Annotated in this window: 16 protein-coding genes; 8 read left to right on the plus strand and 8 right to left on the minus strand. The window is 69.6% G+C overall.

Features of this window, described 5'->3' with window-relative positions:
• Nucleotides 1–16 precede the first annotated feature (16 nt).
• The 7 genes from ACK41C_RS11940 to ACK41C_RS11970 are packed head-to-tail and all read right to left on the minus strand — an operon-like array spanning nucleotide 17 to nucleotide 6,888.
• A complete protein-coding gene (locus ACK41C_RS11940; protein ID WP_409654424.1) occupies nucleotides 17–1,111 on the minus strand; it encodes a glycosyltransferase in 1,095 nt (364 codons plus the stop codon).
• Nucleotides 1,108–2,202, minus strand: coding sequence for a glycosyltransferase (locus ACK41C_RS11945; RefSeq protein WP_409654427.1), 1,095 nt, complete (start codon nucleotides 2,200–2,202; stop codon nucleotides 1,108–1,110). The genes ACK41C_RS11940 and ACK41C_RS11945 overlap by 4 nt, the downstream gene beginning before the upstream one ends.
• A complete protein-coding gene (locus tag ACK41C_RS11950) occupies nucleotides 2,199–3,317 on the minus strand; it encodes a glycosyltransferase (RefSeq protein ID WP_409654430.1) in 1,119 nt (372 codons plus the stop codon). The genes ACK41C_RS11945 and ACK41C_RS11950 overlap by 4 nt, the downstream gene beginning before the upstream one ends.
• The gene (locus ACK41C_RS11955) at nucleotides 3,314–4,438 is read right to left on the minus strand and encodes a glycosyltransferase family 4 protein (RefSeq protein WP_409654432.1); all 1,125 of its coding nucleotides are present in this window, start codon (nucleotides 4,436–4,438) and stop codon (nucleotides 3,314–3,316) included. The genes ACK41C_RS11950 and ACK41C_RS11955 overlap by 4 nt, the downstream gene beginning before the upstream one ends.
• Nucleotides 4,435–5,502, minus strand: a complete 1,068-nt coding sequence (locus ACK41C_RS11960; RefSeq protein WP_409654435.1) for an SDR family NAD(P)-dependent oxidoreductase — start codon at nucleotides 5,500–5,502, stop codon at nucleotides 4,435–4,437. Before ACK41C_RS11960 ends, ACK41C_RS11955 begins: the two co-directional genes overlap by 4 nt.
• Complete coding sequence (locus tag ACK41C_RS11965; protein WP_409654437.1) at nucleotides 5,499–6,611, minus strand: NAD-dependent epimerase/dehydratase family protein; 1,113 nt, start codon at nucleotides 6,609–6,611, stop codon at nucleotides 5,499–5,501. The genes ACK41C_RS11960 and ACK41C_RS11965 overlap by 4 nt, the downstream gene beginning before the upstream one ends.
• 7 nt (nucleotides 6,612–6,618) lie before the next feature.
• Nucleotides 6,619–6,888 (minus strand): hypothetical protein, encoded by a 270-nt coding sequence (locus tag ACK41C_RS11970; protein ID WP_409654440.1) that lies wholly within the window; start codon nucleotides 6,886–6,888, stop codon nucleotides 6,619–6,621.
• Between the two features lie 240 nt (nucleotides 6,889–7,128).
• Here ACK41C_RS11970 and ACK41C_RS11975 point away from each other — a divergent pair, with 240 nt between their 5' ends.
• From ACK41C_RS11975 to ACK41C_RS11990, 4 genes are read left to right on the plus strand one after another with little or no spacing between them, the layout of a single operon-like run.
• Nucleotides 7,129–8,247 (plus strand): inositol-3-phosphate synthase, encoded by a 1,119-nt coding sequence (locus ACK41C_RS11975; RefSeq protein ID WP_409654443.1) that lies wholly within the window; start codon nucleotides 7,129–7,131, stop codon nucleotides 8,245–8,247.
• On the plus strand, nucleotides 8,244–8,840 hold the full coding sequence (locus tag ACK41C_RS11980) for a histidine phosphatase family protein (protein WP_409654446.1): 597 nt from the start codon (nucleotides 8,244–8,246) through the stop codon (nucleotides 8,838–8,840). The genes ACK41C_RS11975 and ACK41C_RS11980 overlap by 4 nt, the downstream gene beginning before the upstream one ends.
• Nucleotides 8,837–9,628: a TIGR04290 family methyltransferase gene (locus tag ACK41C_RS11985; protein ID WP_409654449.1), complete on the plus strand. Its 792-nt coding sequence runs from the start codon at nucleotides 8,837–8,839 to the stop codon at nucleotides 9,626–9,628. Before ACK41C_RS11980 ends, ACK41C_RS11985 begins: the two co-directional genes overlap by 4 nt.
• Nucleotides 9,625–10,554 (plus strand): beta-xylosidase, encoded by a 930-nt coding sequence (locus ACK41C_RS11990; RefSeq protein WP_409654452.1) that lies wholly within the window; start codon nucleotides 9,625–9,627, stop codon nucleotides 10,552–10,554. Before ACK41C_RS11985 ends, ACK41C_RS11990 begins: the two co-directional genes overlap by 4 nt.
• A 6-nt stretch (nucleotides 10,555–10,560) precedes the next feature.
• On the opposite strand, the gene ACK41C_RS11995 is transcribed toward ACK41C_RS11990, so the two are convergent.
• Entirely contained in the window at nucleotides 10,561–12,897 is a 2,337-nt protein-coding gene (locus tag ACK41C_RS11995; protein ID WP_409654455.1) for an ATP-dependent helicase, read from the minus strand.
• A gap of 116 nt (nucleotides 12,898–13,013) precedes the next feature.
• Here ACK41C_RS11995 and ACK41C_RS12000 point away from each other — a divergent pair, with 116 nt between their 5' ends.
• From ACK41C_RS12000 to ACK41C_RS12015, 4 genes are all read left to right on the plus strand, one after another.
• Nucleotides 13,014–13,622, plus strand: coding sequence for a helix-turn-helix domain-containing protein (locus ACK41C_RS12000; protein ID WP_409654458.1), 609 nt, complete (start codon nucleotides 13,014–13,016; stop codon nucleotides 13,620–13,622).
• On the plus strand, nucleotides 13,613–14,437 hold the full coding sequence (locus ACK41C_RS12005; protein WP_409654461.1) for an SRPBCC family protein: 825 nt from the start codon (nucleotides 13,613–13,615) through the stop codon (nucleotides 14,435–14,437). The genes ACK41C_RS12000 and ACK41C_RS12005 overlap by 10 nt, the downstream gene beginning before the upstream one ends.
• A 141-nt stretch (nucleotides 14,438–14,578) precedes the next feature.
• Complete coding sequence (locus tag ACK41C_RS12010) at nucleotides 14,579–14,758, plus strand: hypothetical protein (RefSeq protein WP_409654464.1); 180 nt, start codon at nucleotides 14,579–14,581, stop codon at nucleotides 14,756–14,758.
• A gap of 3 nt (nucleotides 14,759–14,761) precedes the next feature.
• Nucleotides 14,762–14,974, plus strand: coding sequence for a hypothetical protein (locus ACK41C_RS12015; RefSeq protein ID WP_409654466.1), 213 nt, complete (start codon nucleotides 14,762–14,764; stop codon nucleotides 14,972–14,974).
• Nucleotides 14,975–14,977: the final 3 nt, after the last annotated feature.

The following is a 14,977-nucleotide window of genomic DNA, read 5'->3' on the forward strand; positions in this document are numbered from 1 at the left end:
ACCTTTCCTTGGTGTCTTATGAGATTTCCATAGACGTCAGATTTCGTGAGGCTTTTCGGGAGATCGCCTCTTGCAGGCATAACTCCAGCTCCGCCGCCCGATGCGCCGCCGTGTGGGTCGCCAGGATGCGGGCGCGGCCGGCCTGGCCCAGCCGCCTGCGCGCGGCTTCGTCCAGGTTTCGCAAGGGCGTCAGCACGGCCTCGGGCGTTTCGGCGAGCACGATCTCGGCGTTGGGGGAGAACAGGGTGTCCAACCCCTCCCAGACATCGGAGATGATCGGGCAGGCGCAGGCGGCGGCCTCGAACAGCCGTACGCTAGGGCTGTAGCCGGCCGCGATCATGTCCTGCCGCGTGACGTTCAGGGTGAAGCGGCTGGCGGCGTAGAAGTCCGGGTGGTCCGGAGGGGCGACGTGCTCCAGCCGCTCGACATTGGCGGGCCAGTCGATCCCTGCCGGGTACTGCGGGCCGGCCACGCAGAACCGCAGTTCCGGCGCGCGGCGCGCCGGTTCGATCAGCAGCCGCTCCAGCGTCGGCTGCCGGTCAGGACTGTGGGTGCCGAGATAGCTCAGGTCCCAGCGGGGCTCGCGCTCCAGGGGGCGGTAAGCCTCGGCGTCCACCGAGCAGTAGAGCGCGCGCGCGTCCGGCGACCCGTAGCGGCGCATGATCAGGTCGAGCGTCGGCCCGCCGGTGAAGGAGAGATAGAGATCGTAACGGGCCGCCAGATCCGGGTTCAGGTAGTCGTCCTCGCCGGCTGCGAGGCGGGCCAGCGTCACCGGCGTGTCGATGTCGTAGAAGGCCACCGGACCTCGGGCGGTCTTCAGGGCCCATTCGCCGACGGCGACACCCTCCGGCACGAACGAGCCGACGATCACCGCGTCCGCCGAGGCGACGTCCGCCCGCCAGGTCTCGAGCTCGGCCAAGTCGTCATAGAAGGCGAGGCGACAGACCTTCGGGTCGGGGTCCCGATGGGCTGCATACCAGGGCGTGTCGCGTTCCAGGAACAGCACCTCGTGGCCCCGCTCGGAGAAGGCGCGGAGCAGGGCGCGGTAGGTGGTGGCGTGGCCGTTCCCCCAGGAGGAGGAGAGGCTGAGGCCCAGGACGACCAGCTTCACGCCGGGCTCCTTTCGCGCTTGGCGGCCCATTCGCGGCGGATCAGGGTGTCCACCTCGGCGCCGCGGCGGGTGTAGGTGTGCTCTGAAAGCAGGCGCTGCCGCGCCGCCTCGCCGATGGCCTTGGCCCGCTCGGGGGTGAGGGCTCGCAGATGTTCGGCGACGTCCTGCCCGTCGCGGGCGACCAGAACTTCCTCATCGGGCGTCAGGAACAGCTCCACCCCTTCCCAGGCGTCGGTGATCAGGCAGGCGCCCGCGCCCGCGGCTTCGAACACCCGAGTGGCCGGCGAGAAGCCGACGTGGGCCATGGAGTCCCGCGCGACGTTCAGGACCGCCAGCGGAGAGGCGTTGAAGGCGTTGTGCGCCGCCGTACCGAGATGGCCGATCTTGCGCACGTTCGCAGGCATGGATTTGTCGTCCCAGCCATTGCCGCCGAGGATGAATTGGCGGTCCGGCAGCCGGGCGGCCGCTTCCAGGAAGAAGGCTTCCACCCGCGCCTCCCGGTCGGGCAGGCGGTTGGCCAGGAAGTTCAGGTCGGCGACGTAGGCGGGATCGGCGGGAACGGGGTGGTGAGTCTCGGGGTCGAGGGCGTTGTAGATCGGCTGGCAGCGCCGCGCGCCCAGGCGCTCGTATTCGGCGATCACCGGCGGTCCCCCGCCATAGGTCAATACCAGGTCCAGGGCGGGCAGCAGCCGGCGCAGGGGATGCTGGGGCTGGGGCCCGATCTCGGCCAGCGTCGCTGGGGCGTCGACGTCCCAGTAGATCCTCAGGGCGTGCGCGGGCGCAGCCGCCATCACCCCCTCCAGCAGCAGATCGTCGAACACGCCGACGCCGCTCGCCTTGACGGCCACATCGGCTTGCCCGGCTTCGGCGATCACCGCGCGCGCGGCCTCTTCGGCGGCCGGATAGACGACGACTCTCGCCCACTCGGGAGGATCGATGTCGCGGTGCTGCTGGCGGTCGAAAGCGTCGGGCTCGTAGAAGACGATCTCGTGCCCGCGCCGCGCCAGCTCCTGCAGGGCGCCGCGATAATAGGTGGCCGCACCGTTCCAATAGGAGGAGAGCAGGCTCGATCCGTAGAAGGCGATCTTCAAGAGGCGGCCTCCAGTCTGGTTTCGGGGGAAGCGCCGAGGCCGGCGACGATGTCGAGCAGTTCGTCGACCCGATGGGCGCAGGTGTGGCGATCCCGGATCGTCGCAAGCCCGCTCTCGGCCAGGCTTGCGCGAAGGTCGGGGTCCTTGGCCAAGGCCCGCAGATGGCGGGCCATCTCGGCGCCGTCGCGCGCGAACAGGAAGTCTTGTCCGGGCCGGAACAGGCCCTCGGCGTCGTCCCATGGCGCGCTCACCAGGGGCAGGCCGCAGGCGAGCGCCTCGAAGACGCGGATGGTCGGGATGCCAGGCAGCGCCTTGGCGTAGAACCGCCGGGGCACATGCATCGTGGCCAGATGCCGGGCGAACACCTCGGGCGCGCGGGCGTTCGGCAGCCAGCCCCGATAGCGCGCGCCGTAGCGATCGAGCAGCGCCAGCGCCTCCTTCGGATACCTGACGCCGTGGATGTCGAGCGGAAGTCCCGCCTCGCGGGCCGACGCCAGCAGGAACTTCTCGAGCTCCGCTGTGCGTTCTCCGTCGCCCCAGTTGCCGATCCAGACCAGCCCTTCGCGCTCGGTCGGCTGGCTCGGCGGGCGGAAAAGCGTGATGTCGGCGGCCTCGTGCCAGACGAACACGCGCCGGCCCCAGCCCCACTTGCGATAAACTGCGGCCAGGGCTTCCCCAAAGGCCAGCACGCCGTCGTAGCCGGAGAGATCGAGCTCGCGCATCGACTGGGGATCGCTCACAGCCCGATGGTGGGTGTCGTGGAACAGGAGACGGAACCCGGCTCCCCGGGCCCGCAGCCGGCCCAGCCTGGCGACAAGGTTGGGATCGTTCCACTCGTGCACGATCACCACCTCGGCGTCCTCGCAAGCCGCCTCCAGGTCGAGATCTGCGCCATAGGCTTCGGGCGCGAGGTCCGGATAGGCCTCGCGGAAGGCCTCGAAGCCCTCCTCGCCATGATCTCGCAGCAGGTTCTCGACGCTCCAGGCGCCGGCCGGCTCCAGCACGCGCACCTCATGCGCCCGGCGCATCAGGTCGCGCATGACTCCGCGCAGGAAGTGGGCGTTGCCATGGTTCCAGCAGGAGCGCAGCGAATGGGTGAAATAGACGAACCTCATTCGGCGGCTTCCTTCACGCGCGTGCGAAACCTCGCCGGCGCGAGGCGCGCATAGAGCTCGAGCACGCCCAGCGTCATAGCCTCCAGGGAATAGCGGCGCGCCTGGGCCTGAGCGGCCCGGCCCGCCTCGCGCGCGGCCTCCGGATCGTCCAGCAGCGCCTGAGCCGCTTCGGCGAAGGCGTAGGGATCGCGCGGATCGGCGAACACCGCCGTCCCGTCCCACAGCTCGCGGAAGGTGGGGATGTCGGACAGCACCAGCGGACAGCCGGCGAGGGCGGCCTCCAGCACGGCCAGCCCGAACGGCTCGTAAAGCGCGGTGGAGACGAAGACGGGGCGCGGCGCGAGCCGTCGCGCAATCTCGTCGGCCGAGAGCAGGCCCAGGGAGGTCGCGTGCCGCAGCGCGACCCGCTCGCCGGTGGGGCTTTCCAACGGTCCGGCCGCCTGGGCCGGAACAGGCAGCCGGGCGGCCATGGCGTCGAACACTTGGGCGTTCTTGCCGGCGTCCCACAGCCGACCGGCGGTGAACACGCCGCGCTCGGCCGGCGCGATCGCCTGCACAGCCTGCCGCACGCCGTTATGCACCACCGATGGCGGTTGCAGGTCGTAGGTGCGGGCCACCTCCCGGGCGTAGGCGGCGCTGGGGGCGACAAGAGCGTCGCAGGCCACCAGCCCTTCCCACAGCGACCGGGTGCGCCAGCGGAAATCGGCAGGCAGGGGGCCTTCGCGGACCGCCGCCCACCAGGTGGCGAGGCAGGAATGGCATGCGCCCAGGACCGGCGCAGGCGCAGGCCCGCCCGCCGCCAGGGCCGGGCTGTTCAGGTGGATGAGATCGACAGCGTAACGGCGAGCGAGGCCCCGGACCACGGCGGCGGCTTCCCCGATCTCGGCCGGCTCGGCGGCGGTCCAGTCCAGCGGCATGCCGGTCTCGACCAGCTCCAGCCCGTCGATAGCGGCGGCCTGGGCGCGTTGGCTCCGCGCAGGCTCGGGTCCGAACGCGGCGAGCACCGTCCGCACGCCATGCTGGCGGAGGCCCGCGGCCAGGTCCAGCGCATAGGTCCAGACGCCGCCGACCGCGTCGGTCGTCATCAGGATTCGCGGCAGGCTCGCCGAATGCGGCGTCACGAGAGCGCTCCGACCCGCGGCCGTTCGGCGCTTGCACGCGCGGCCGCTTCGCCCTGCAGCCACTCCGCCAGGTGGGCGACACCGTCTCGCCAGGGACGCGGCGCCGCGAGGCCGAGCGCGGCGCGGGCGGCGGCGATGTCGGAGACGTAGTAGCGCTGGTCGCCCGCCCGCCAGGGGCCGTAGACCAGCTGGGCGCGGCGCGCGATCAGGCTCTCGATATGGGCGACCACCTGGCGCAGGCTGACGGCGTTCTGCGGGCCGCCGCCCAGGTTGAAGGCGCGGCCGGAAACCGCCTCGATGCGGGCGAGCGCCTGCACATAGGCCTCCACCGCGTCGGCCACGTGCAGGATGTCGCGCACCTGGCGGCCGTCGCCATAGATGGTGAGCGGGGTGCCTTCCAGGGCGCGGATCAGGAAGTGGGCGACCCAGCCCTGATCCTCGGTGCCCATCTGGCGCGGACCGTAGATGCAGCTCATCCGCAGCACGCAGGCCGGCACGCCGTAGCTGCGTGCATAGTCCAGGACGTACTGGTCGGCGGCGCCCTTGGAGCAGCCGTAGGGGGTGTGGAAATCCAGCGGCCGCCGCTCGTCCACCCCGCGGGCCCGCAGGTCTGGATCGACCGGGCGATAGGCTTCGTCGGCCAGCTCCAGTTCGACGTCGGCGAGGTCGCCATAGACCTTGTTGGTGCTGGCGAAGATCACCGGGACCGGCGCCGACCGGCGGCGGACCGCCTCGAGCACGTTCAGCGTGCCTCGAAGGTTGATCTCGAAGTCCGCCCCCGGTTCGGCCAGGCTGGTGGTCACGGCCACTTGGGCCGCCAGGTGAAACACGGCGTCGGCGTCGCGCACAGCCTCGTCCAAGACAGCGCCATCGCGGACGTCGGCGATCAGCGGCCGGATACGCTTGCCGTGACGGGCCTGCAGCCAGGCGAGATTGGTTTCGACCCCCGGCCGGCTCAGGGCGTCCAGCACGATCACCTCGCGGCCCTCGCCGGCCAGCCGGTCGGCCAGATTGCTGCCGATGAAGCCGGCGCCGCCTGTGATCAGGATCGGCCGCGTCGTCATGCGACGAGCCCCCGCATCTCGAGCTCCTTGCGGGCCTCGGCGACGCGGTCCTTCGCCTCCTGGCGGGCCACCCATTCGGCGAGTTCGGCGAGGCCTTCGCCGAAGTCCTTGGCGGCGCGGTAGCCCAGGCGGGCCTCGGCCTTGGAAAGGTCGGGAATGCAGTGTCGGATATCGCCGGCCCGCGCCTTGCCGGTGATCTCGGGCGTCAGGTCCGGCCGGCCCATGGCTTTCGCCTGCAGGCGCGCCACCTCTTCGATGGAGCGGTCCTCGCCGCTGGCGATGTTGAACACCTCGCCGTTCGCCTGCGGATGGTCGAGCGCCAGGACGAAGGCCCGGGCGATATCGCTCACATGGACGAAATCGCGCCGCTGGGCGCCGTCTTCGAAGATCATCGGCGCCTGGCCGTTGGCGATCCGGGCGGCGAAGATGGCCAGCACGCCGGTATATGGGTTCGAAAGCGCCTGGCCCGGGCCGTACACGTTCCAGAGCCTCAGCGCCGCGCCCTCCATGCCGTACTGGCGGGTGAGCATCAGGGTCAGCTGTTCCTGGACGTACTTGCCCAGGGCGTAGACCGACCGCAGGGCGTTGACCTTGCTCTCGGGCGTCGGAACCGGGGTCAGGGGCCGTCCCTGATCGTCGAGGGGGTCCCAAGTACCGTCGGGATTGCGGCCGGCCCGCACCACATCCTCCATCAGCCGCCCGTCGGCGGCGCGATAGAGCCCTTCGCCGTAGATGCTCATGGACGAGGCCACCACCACCCGGCGCACCGGGGCGGCGATCAGCTCCTGGAAGAGCACGGCCGTGCCGTAGTCGTTCACCGAGGTGTAGCGGTCCACCGCATACATGCTCTGGCCGACGCCCACTTCGGCGGCCAGGTGGACGACGCTGTCGACGCCTTTCAGCGCCTGGCGCACGGCGTCGGGATCGCGCACGTCGCCGACGGAGAGCTCGACCTCGCCCGCCAGCTCGGCCGGGCGGACGCGGTCGGGATGCACCTGCTCGATCAGGCTGTCGAGGACGCGCACGCGGTCGCCGCGCTGAAGCAAGGCATGGGCGAGGTGGCGGCCGATGAACCCGGCGCCCCCGGTGATCAGGACTGTTTCGGGCATGGTCCGCTCAGCGGTTCACGAATTTCGAGAAGCGGCTGACTTCGCCGCTCTTGGTCTCTTCCTGCTCCAGCAGGGCCAACTCGTTCTCGTCGAAGATCTCGAAGAACTCGTCCCAGGAAATCTCCTCGAGCCGCTCCTCCTTCTCGCCGAAGTCGAACCTCAAGATACCGCCTTCGCCGCCCCGTTCCGTACCGGCGACCTTGGCCGGGCGGCCGCCGCGGGCCTCGGCCCACGAGCGGATCTCGTCATGGTCGGTCAGCTTTCTTGCTTCGCTCATGCGTCCCTCCAAGCGTGCGGAGGGTGAACATCTTCAGCAGCTTCTTGTTCCGCAGCTTTACTGCTGGAACTTAAGTATATGGCATACCAAGCAGTAAGCTGGGATTTAAAAGGACGAATAAGTATAGATTTTAGCTTCGCTGTTCAAGAAAATAACCTGTGCGATGGGAACAAAGAAGCTCCACGGTCTTTTCTGCAGGGCCGAGCTTGCGCCGGGCGCGCTCAGATCGACGGGAAATCCATGGCACGTTCAAAGGTTCGCATCGGACTCATCGGTGTCGGCAACTGCGCCTCCTCCCTGGTCCAGGGACTTTCGCGATACGCCGGCGCTTCGCCCGAGGCGCCGCCGCCCGGCCTGATGAACGTCGACCTGGGCGGCTATCGGATCGAGGACGTGGAGGTTGCCTGCGCCTTCGACGTCAGCGCCGCAAAGGTCGGCCGCGGCCTGGCCGCGGCGATCTTCGCGCCCCCGAACAACACCTTCCGGTTCGCGGACGCACCGGCGAGCGACGTGGTGGTGCGGCGCGGTCCGACGCTCGACGGCATCGGGACCTACATGGCCGGCGACATCGAGGAATCGCCTGAAGAGCCCTGCGACGTGGCCCAGGTGTTGCGCGAAACCGGAACCGAGGTGCTGGTGTCCTATCTGCCGGTGGGCTCCCAACAGGCCAGCGAATACTACGCCCACCGAGCGCTGGAGGCCGGCTGCGCCTTCGTCAACTGCATTCCGGTGTTCCTGGCCTCCAATCCGGTCTGGGCCAAACGCTTCGAGAGCCGCGGGCTGCCGATCGTAGGGGACGACATCAAGAGCCAGGTCGGCGCGACCATCGTGCATCGGGCGCTGGTGAACCTGTTCCGCGAGCGCGGCGTGCGGGTGGACCGCACCTACCAGCTCAATTTCGGCGGCAATTCCGACTTCAAGAACATGCTGGAGCGCGAGCGCCTGGCCTCGAAGAAGATCTCCAAGACCCAGGCGGTGACCAGTCAGCTCGAGACGCCGCTGGCGGATGACGAGATCCACGTGGGGCCGAGCGACTTCGTGCCCTGGCTCTCGGACCGCAAATGGGCGCACATCCGGATCGAAGGCACCACCTTCGGGGACGTACCGCTGAACGTCGAACTGAAGCTGGAGGTGTGGGACAGCCCGAACTCCGCCGGCGTGGTGATCGACGCGGTGCGCTGCGCCAAGCTGGGCCTCGACCGACGGTTGGGCGGGCCGCTGCTGGGTCCCTCCAGCTATTTCATGAAATCGCCGCCCGAGCAGTACACCGACCACGTCGCCCACGAGCTGACCCGGCGGTTCATCGAAGGGGAGGGCGGTCAGGTCCGCGTGGGCCGTTCGGCGCGCATGGCCTCTTGACGACGACGGTGTTCCTGGTGCGGCACGGAGCGCACGACCGGCTGGGCCGGGTTCTCTGCGGGCGGATGGCGGGCGTCACCTTGAGCGCCGCCGGCTCGGCCCAGGCCGCCGCCGTGGCCGAGCGCCTGGCGGGCGAGAGCCTGGCCGCCGTCTATGCGAGCCCCCTGGAGCGCGCGATCCAGACGGCCGAGCCCATAGCTCGCCGCGCCGGCCTGGACCCCATCACCGACGACGACCTCGCCGAACTCGACTTCGGCGATTGGACCGGAATGCGCTTCGACGACCTTGAGGGCGACCCGGCCTGGGCGCTGTGGAACACCGCCCGCAGCCGCGCGCGTCCTCCAGGCGGCGAGGCCGCGGCCGAGGCCGCCGCGCGCATGCAGCGCTGGCTGTCGCGCGTCTGCGCCCGTCACCCGGAGGCGGCCGTGGCCGGGGTCGGCCACAGCGAACCGATCAAGGCCCTGGTCGCGACCGTGCTCGGCCTCGATGCGAACGCCCACGAACGGTTCGAGATCGGCCCGGGGTCCGTCACGGTGCTAGCGGCGGGGGCGTGGGGGCGAAAGGTCCATACCCTCAACGAGGTTCCGGCATGAAGGCCCTGTCTCCCGAAGAGATCCGGTCCCGCGCCCAGGCGCTCGGCCAGTGGTTCCACAATATCGACCTGAACGGCGTCCAGACCGCCCCGGACCACTTCCTCTACGACTATCCCAACATCAAATGGCGGCGGTTCCAGCACGCGGTGCCGAAGGACCTGACCGGCAAGACCGTGCTCGATATCGGCTGCAACGGCGGCTTCTATTCGCTGGAGATGAAGCGCCGGGGAGCCGAGCGCGTGCTTGGCCTGGACATGGACGAGCGCTATCTCGCCCAAGCCCGCTTCGCCGCGGAGGTGACGGGCCTCGACATCGAGTTCCGCCAGCTCTCGGTCTACGACGTGGCCCAGCTCGGCGAGCGTTTCGACGTCGTCCTCTTCATGGGGGTGCTCTACCACCTGCGCCATCCGCTGCTGGCTCTGGACCTGATCCACGAGCACGCCGCCGGCGACCTGCTGATCTTCCAATCCATGCAGCGCGGAGCGAGCCAGGTGGACGAGGTCGCCGCCGACTACGACTTCTTCGAAGCGGCGCATTTCGACAGCCCCGGCTATCCGAAGCTGCACTTCATCGAGCATCGCTATGCGGGCGATCCCACCAACTGGTGGGCGCCCAACGCGGCCTGCGCCGAGGCCATGCTGCGCAGCGCAGGCTTCGCCATCCTCGAGCACCCGGAGGAGGAGGTCTATGTCTGCCGCCGCCTCGACCGGGCGGAGCCGGGCGGGGCCGTCTATCCGGCGCGGGGGCGCAAGACCAACGGATCTGCGGCAAGGGAGACGGACCGGTGATCGAAGCGGTGAAGATCTGGAACGAGCCGAACAACAAGTCCCACTGGGACCCCGTGCTCGATCCCGAATGGGAGCTGTTCTCGCAAATGACCGTTCTGGCCGGCCAGGCGATCGCCGCTGAGAATTCCCGCCTGCCGCGGGTGCTGGGCGGGATTTCGCCCATCGATCCCGGATTCATCCGCAGGCTGGAAAGCCGGGGCGTGCTGCGTCACATCGACGTGGTGGCGGTCCACGGGTTCCCGCTCGACTGGAACCTCTGGAAGATCGACGACTGGCCGGCGAAGCTCGCCGAAGTCCGCGGGGTGACGGACAAGCCGGTCTGGGTCACCGAGGCCGGCGTCTCCTCATTCGGTTCGGAAGAGGTTCAGGCGTGGGGCGTCAGGCGCACCGCCGACCTGCTGATCGGCCAGGCGCCACGGATCCACTGGTACAGCCTCTACGACCTGCCCGCCGCCTGGGAGGCCACCACGCGGCACAAGGAGGCGGAAGGCTCCTCCTACTATCGCCATTTCCACATGGGCCTGCTGCGCGAGGACGGCTCTCCGAAGCCCGCCCTGGACGCCTACGCCGACTACGCCTCGGAGATGGGGCTCTGCCAGTGGTTCCACTTCCATGACCATCGGCTGGACGACGCCGTCGCCTGGATGCGCCGCCTGGGGGTGCGCCATGTCCGCACCGGGCTTTCCTGGGCCGACAGTTTCCGCGAGGGCGCGCTCGACTGGTTCGATCGTCAGATGGAGGCCTTGGCGGACTTCGAGGTCACCGTGACGTTCTGCTTCACGCCGGAGCATCGCGGGATCGAGCCGCATCACACCAGCCCGCCCCAGGTCGCCGAAGAATTTGCGGAGTTCTGCGCCCAGATGGTGCGCCGCTACGCCCCCGCCGCCCCGGCGACGGTGCGCCGGATGAGCGCCATGGGCGCATAAGCGTCGTCAGGCCTTTTCGACGAAGGAGTCGATCACCTTCTTCTCGCCAGCCTTGTCGAAGGCCACGGTCAGCTTGTTGCCGTCCACCGCGGTGACCGCACCATAGCCGAACTTCATGTGGAACACCCGGTCGCCGCGGCGATAGGCGCTGGAGGAGGGTTCGGAGACCGCCACCAGCCGCCCTTCGCCTTCGATCACCTGCTGGCGGCCGGGATGGCTGCCGCGATAGCTGCGCTCCTGGGCGCGCTTCCAGCCCGGCGAGGAATAGCCGGCGCCGAAGGAAGGGCTCTCGTCCCATCGGCTGCCGTGCTGCTGCATCCCGGGTCCGCCGCCGTAGTAGCCGGTCTCCGAAGAGGCCTCGACGTGGGCGAGCGGAAGCTCGTCCACGAAGCGGCTGGGCAGCTGGCTGGTCCAGCGGCCATAGACTTGGCGGTTGGCGGCGAAGGAAATCCGCGCCTCCTCCCGCGCGCGGGTGATGCCGACATAGGCGAGGCGCCGTTCCTCCTCGAGGCCCTTCTCCCCGGTCTCGTCGATGCTGCGCTGGGACGGGAAGACGCCTTCCTCCCAGCCCGGCAGGAAGACCAGCGGGAATTCCAGGCCCTTGGCCTGGTGCAGGGTCATGATCTGGACGGAATCGTCGCCGGACTCCCGCTCCAGGTCGAGCACCAGGGAGACGTGTTCCAGATAGGCCTCGAGCGTCTCGAAGGCGCCCATCGACTGGACGAGCTCCTTCAGGTTCTCCAGCCGGGTCTGGGCGGTCGGGCTCTTCTCCAGGCGGAGCGCGTCGGTATAGCCGCTCTCCTCCAGCACCTGCTCCATCAGCCGCGGGTGGGGCAGGGCGCCGGCCTGGGCCCGCCAGCGGTCGAGGTCGCGCAGGAAGTTCGAGAGCGCGGTGCGGGTGCGGGCGGCCAGTTCGTCGGTGCGGACCACTTCGCGGGCGGCGGCCACCACCGGAACCCCGTTCAGGCGCGCGATCTGCAGCAGCTTCTGCACGGTGGTGTCGCCGATCCCGCGCTTGGGCGTGTTGACGATCCGCTCGAAGGCGAGATCGTCGTCCTCCGACTGGATCAGCCTTAGGTAGGCGTGCGCGTCGCGGATCTCGGCCCGCTCGAAGAACCGGGGGCCGCCGATCACCTTGTGCGGGATCTGCAGCAGCACGAACCGCTCTTCGAAGGCGCGCATCTGGAACGAGGCGCGCACCAGTATGGCGATGTCCTTGTAGCGGCGCTTGGGCGCGTCGGCCGATCCGCGCACCGCCCGCTCGATCTCGTCGGCCACCAGCCGGCTTTCGGCCTCGCCGTCCCAGACCCCGCGCACGATCACCTTCTCGCCGCCGGGGGCCTCGGTCCAGAGCGTCTTGCCCAGCCGGCCTTTATTCGCCGCGATCAGGCCGGAGGCGGCGCCTAGGATATGGCTGGTGGACCGATAGTTGCGCTCCAGGCGAATGACCTTGGCGCCGGGGAAGTCGCGCTCGAAGCGCAGGATGTTGTCCACCTCCGCCCCGCGCCAGCCATAGATCGACTGGTCGTCGTCGCCCACGCAGCAGACGTTCTGGCGCTTCTGGGCCAGCAGCCTCAGCCACAGGTACTGGGCGACGTTGGTGTCCTGGTACTCGTCCACCAGCAGGTAGCGGAACCGCTCGTGGTACTCGGCCAGCACGTCCGGGTGGCCCTGGAACAGGGTCAGGTTGTGCAGCAGGAGGTCGCCGAAGTCGCAGGCGTTCAGCACCCGCAGCCGGTCCTGATAGATCCTGTAGAGCGCCTGGCCGCGGTTGTTGGCGAAGCCAGCGCCCTCGCCGGCCGGCAGCCGGTCCGGCGTCCAGCCGCGGTTCTTCCACTGGTCGATCAGCCCGGCCAGGTGCTTGGCCGGCCAGCGTTTGGCGTCGACGTTCTCGGCCTCCAGCACCTGCTTGATCAGCCGCTCCTGATCGTCGGTGTCGAGGATGGTGTAGTTCGACTTCAGCCCCACCAGCTCGGCGTGCCGGCGCAGGATCTGGGCGGCGATGGAGTGGAACGTGCCCAGCCACCGCAGGCCCTCGGCCTGGGGCCCGATGATGTGGGCGATCCGCTCGCGCATCTCCCGCGCGGCCTTATTCGTGAAGGTGACGGCCAGCAGCTCCCAGGGCTTGGCGCGCCCCGTGGCCAGGATGTGCGCCAGCCGCGTGGTCAGGACCCGCGTCTTCCCCGTACCGGCGCCGGCCAGCACCAGCACCGGTCCCTCGGTGGCTTCCACCGCCGCCCGCTGTTCGGGGTTCAGGCCGTCGAGATAGTCCGCGGGCCTGGCGCGCGCCAGGTCGCTGATCCGGGGGGCAGGCGAGGTTTCGAACGAGTCAGGGGCCGACATCGGAGGGGGTTTAGCATGCCCGCCGCGCGGCGGCATCCCGGCGTTCGCGGTGCGTTCCCAGCGGCAAGCGTGAAAGCCTCATTGACAATAAAATTTGTCAAAGGCATCCTCGGTGCATGCTCGACCTCGACGTCATCGACGATCCGGCGGCGGCTACCGCCGCCCTCGATCCGATCAAGGCGCGGCTGCTGGCCGAACTGGCGGAGCCGGCCTCGGCCGCGGCCCTGGCCCAGCGGGTGGGGCTGGCGCGGCAGAAGGTGAACTACCACCTGCGCGGCCTGGAGGCGCACGGCCTGGTCCGGCCTGTGGAGGAGCGGCGCTGGGGCGGGCTCACCGAACGGCTGATGGTGGCGAGCGCCGCCAGCTATGTGGTCTCGCCCGGCGCACTGGGGCCGCTGGCAGCCGATCCGGGACGCGCCGCCGACCGGCTGTCGGCCGGCTATATGATCGCGCTCGCCGCCCGCATCGTGCGCGAGGTGGGCGTCCTGTGGCGTCAGGCGCGGGATAGCGGCAAACGGCTGGCCACGCTTTCCATCGACACCGAGATCAGCTTCCGCTCGGCCGCCGAGCGGGCCGCTTTCACCGGCGAGCTCAGCCGGGCGATCGCCGCCCTGGCCGCTCGCTACCACGATCCCGACGCCTCCGGCGCGCGGCCACATCGCCTGGTGGTCGCCGCCTATCCCACGCCGGGCGAACCCCAACCCAAGGAGCCGTCATGTCACTGAAAAAGGACGCCGAGCGCCGCTACGTCGAAATCGAGCTGGAGCTGCCGGGCACGCCTGAGCAGATCTGGCAGGCCATGGCCACCGGGGCGGGCTATTCGGCCTGGTTCACCCCCACCGAGATCGAGGAGCGCGAGGGCGGGGAGATCCGCTTCCATCTCGGTCCGGACATGACCTCCTCGGGCCGGGTGACCGAATGGCGCCCCCCGTTTCGGTTCGCCTACGAGGAGATCGGCTGGAGCGGCGAGGCCCCGCCGCTCGCCACCGAGGTGGTCATCGAGGCGGCGTCCGGCGGCCTCTGCAAGGTGCGGATGGTCCACAGTCTCTTCACCAGCCGCGACGACTGGGACGACGAGATCGCCGGCATGATGGACGGCTGGCCGGCCTATCTGGGGATCCTGCGCCTTTATCTGCAGTCCTTCGCCGGCCAAGAGGGCGCCTCCGCCCGTCCGACGGTCCGCTTCGCCGGTTCGCATGACGAGGCCTGGACCGCGCTCCGCAAGGCCCTTTCTCTGGAAGGCGCCAAGGTCGGAGATCGCCGGGAGATCGCGCTCGCGGACGGACCGCGCCTCGCGGGGGCGGTGGAACGGGTCGCCGAAGCGCCGCGCAATCGGGAGTTCACCCTGCGCCTGGACGCGCCTCGTCCCGGTGTCGCCCTGATCGGGACCTATGACTGGGGCGGGCAGGTGAACGTCGCGGCGATGCTGTTCTTCTACGGCGAGGGCGCGCAGGCCGCCGCCGAGGCGGAGGGCGCCAGGTGGCAGGCCTGGCTGAACGCCCGCTTCGCCGCCGAGGCCGCGGAGGCGAAACCCGGATAGTAGCTCCCGCCCTTCGCCTGACGGCGAAACCGGGATGACAGCCGGGGTGGCGGTCTCCATCGTCCCAAGGCGCCGTCGGAACCCGCCTTGCCTGCAACCGTTTCCCAGGCTCGACGGACGGGGTCTTCAAGGGAGACCGCCATGGCGGACAACGGTGGGGGTTCGACCCCCGTTCTGGCCTTTATCGTAGGCGCCTTGGTGGTGGTGGTCGCCGCCATCGCCTTCTTCATGTACTCGGGCGGCGCGCCCGCGCCGGACGCCGGCGTCGACATCAACGTCAAGGCCCCCGACATCTCCGCACCGGCTGCGGGCGGCGGGTGATCCATGGCGAGGGAGGCCAACAACGCCGTCCCCTGGCTCGCCCTGCTGGTGGGCGCGCTGGTCGTGGCCGTGTTGGTGATAGGCTACGTCGCCTTCCGCAGCCAACCAACCCAGGTCGTTCCCGATCGGGTGGATCTGCAGGTGGAGTTGCCGGAGCCGCCCCGGATTCCGGATGCGCCGCGGATTCCCGACGCCCCAGTTCCCACGCCGAAATAGCTG

It is taken from the genome of Phenylobacterium sp., assembly GCF_046290725.1.
Taxonomy (GTDB): Bacteria; Pseudomonadota; Alphaproteobacteria; order Caulobacterales; family Caulobacteraceae; genus Phenylobacterium.

What these genes read in the sequence shown, in the direction of transcription:
- ACK41C_RS12015 (WP_409654466.1), top strand. Translation starts at nt 14,762, where the DNA reads ATGGCGAGGGAGGCCAACAACGCCGTCCCCTGGCTCGCCCTGCTGGTG.
- ACK41C_RS11950 (WP_409654430.1), bottom strand. Translation starts at nt 3,317, where the DNA reads ATGAGGTTCGTCTATTTCACCCATTCGCTGCGCTCCTGCTGGAACCAT.
- ACK41C_RS11995 (WP_409654455.1), bottom strand. Translation starts at nt 12,897, where the DNA reads ATGTCGGCCCCTGACTCGTTCGAAACCTCGCCTGCCCCCCGGATCAGC.
- ACK41C_RS11970 (WP_409654440.1), bottom strand. Translation starts at nt 6,888, where the DNA reads ATGAGCGAAGCAAGAAAGCTGACCGACCATGACGAGATCCGCTCGTGG.
- ACK41C_RS11975 (WP_409654443.1), top strand. Translation starts at nt 7,129, where the DNA reads ATGGCACGTTCAAAGGTTCGCATCGGACTCATCGGTGTCGGCAACTGC.
- ACK41C_RS12000 (WP_409654458.1), top strand. Translation starts at nt 13,014, where the DNA reads ATGCTCGACCTCGACGTCATCGACGATCCGGCGGCGGCTACCGCCGCC.
- ACK41C_RS11985 (WP_409654449.1), top strand. Translation starts at nt 8,837, where the DNA reads ATGAAGGCCCTGTCTCCCGAAGAGATCCGGTCCCGCGCCCAGGCGCTC.
- ACK41C_RS11960 (WP_409654435.1), bottom strand. Translation starts at nt 5,502, where the DNA reads ATGACGACGCGGCCGATCCTGATCACAGGCGGCGCCGGCTTCATCGGC.
- ACK41C_RS12005 (WP_409654461.1), top strand. Translation starts at nt 13,613, where the DNA reads ATGTCACTGAAAAAGGACGCCGAGCGCCGCTACGTCGAAATCGAGCTG.
- ACK41C_RS12010 (WP_409654464.1), top strand. Translation starts at nt 14,579, where the DNA reads ATGGCGGACAACGGTGGGGGTTCGACCCCCGTTCTGGCCTTTATCGTA.
- ACK41C_RS11965 (WP_409654437.1), bottom strand. Translation starts at nt 6,611, where the DNA reads ATGCCCGAAACAGTCCTGATCACCGGGGGCGCCGGGTTCATCGGCCGC.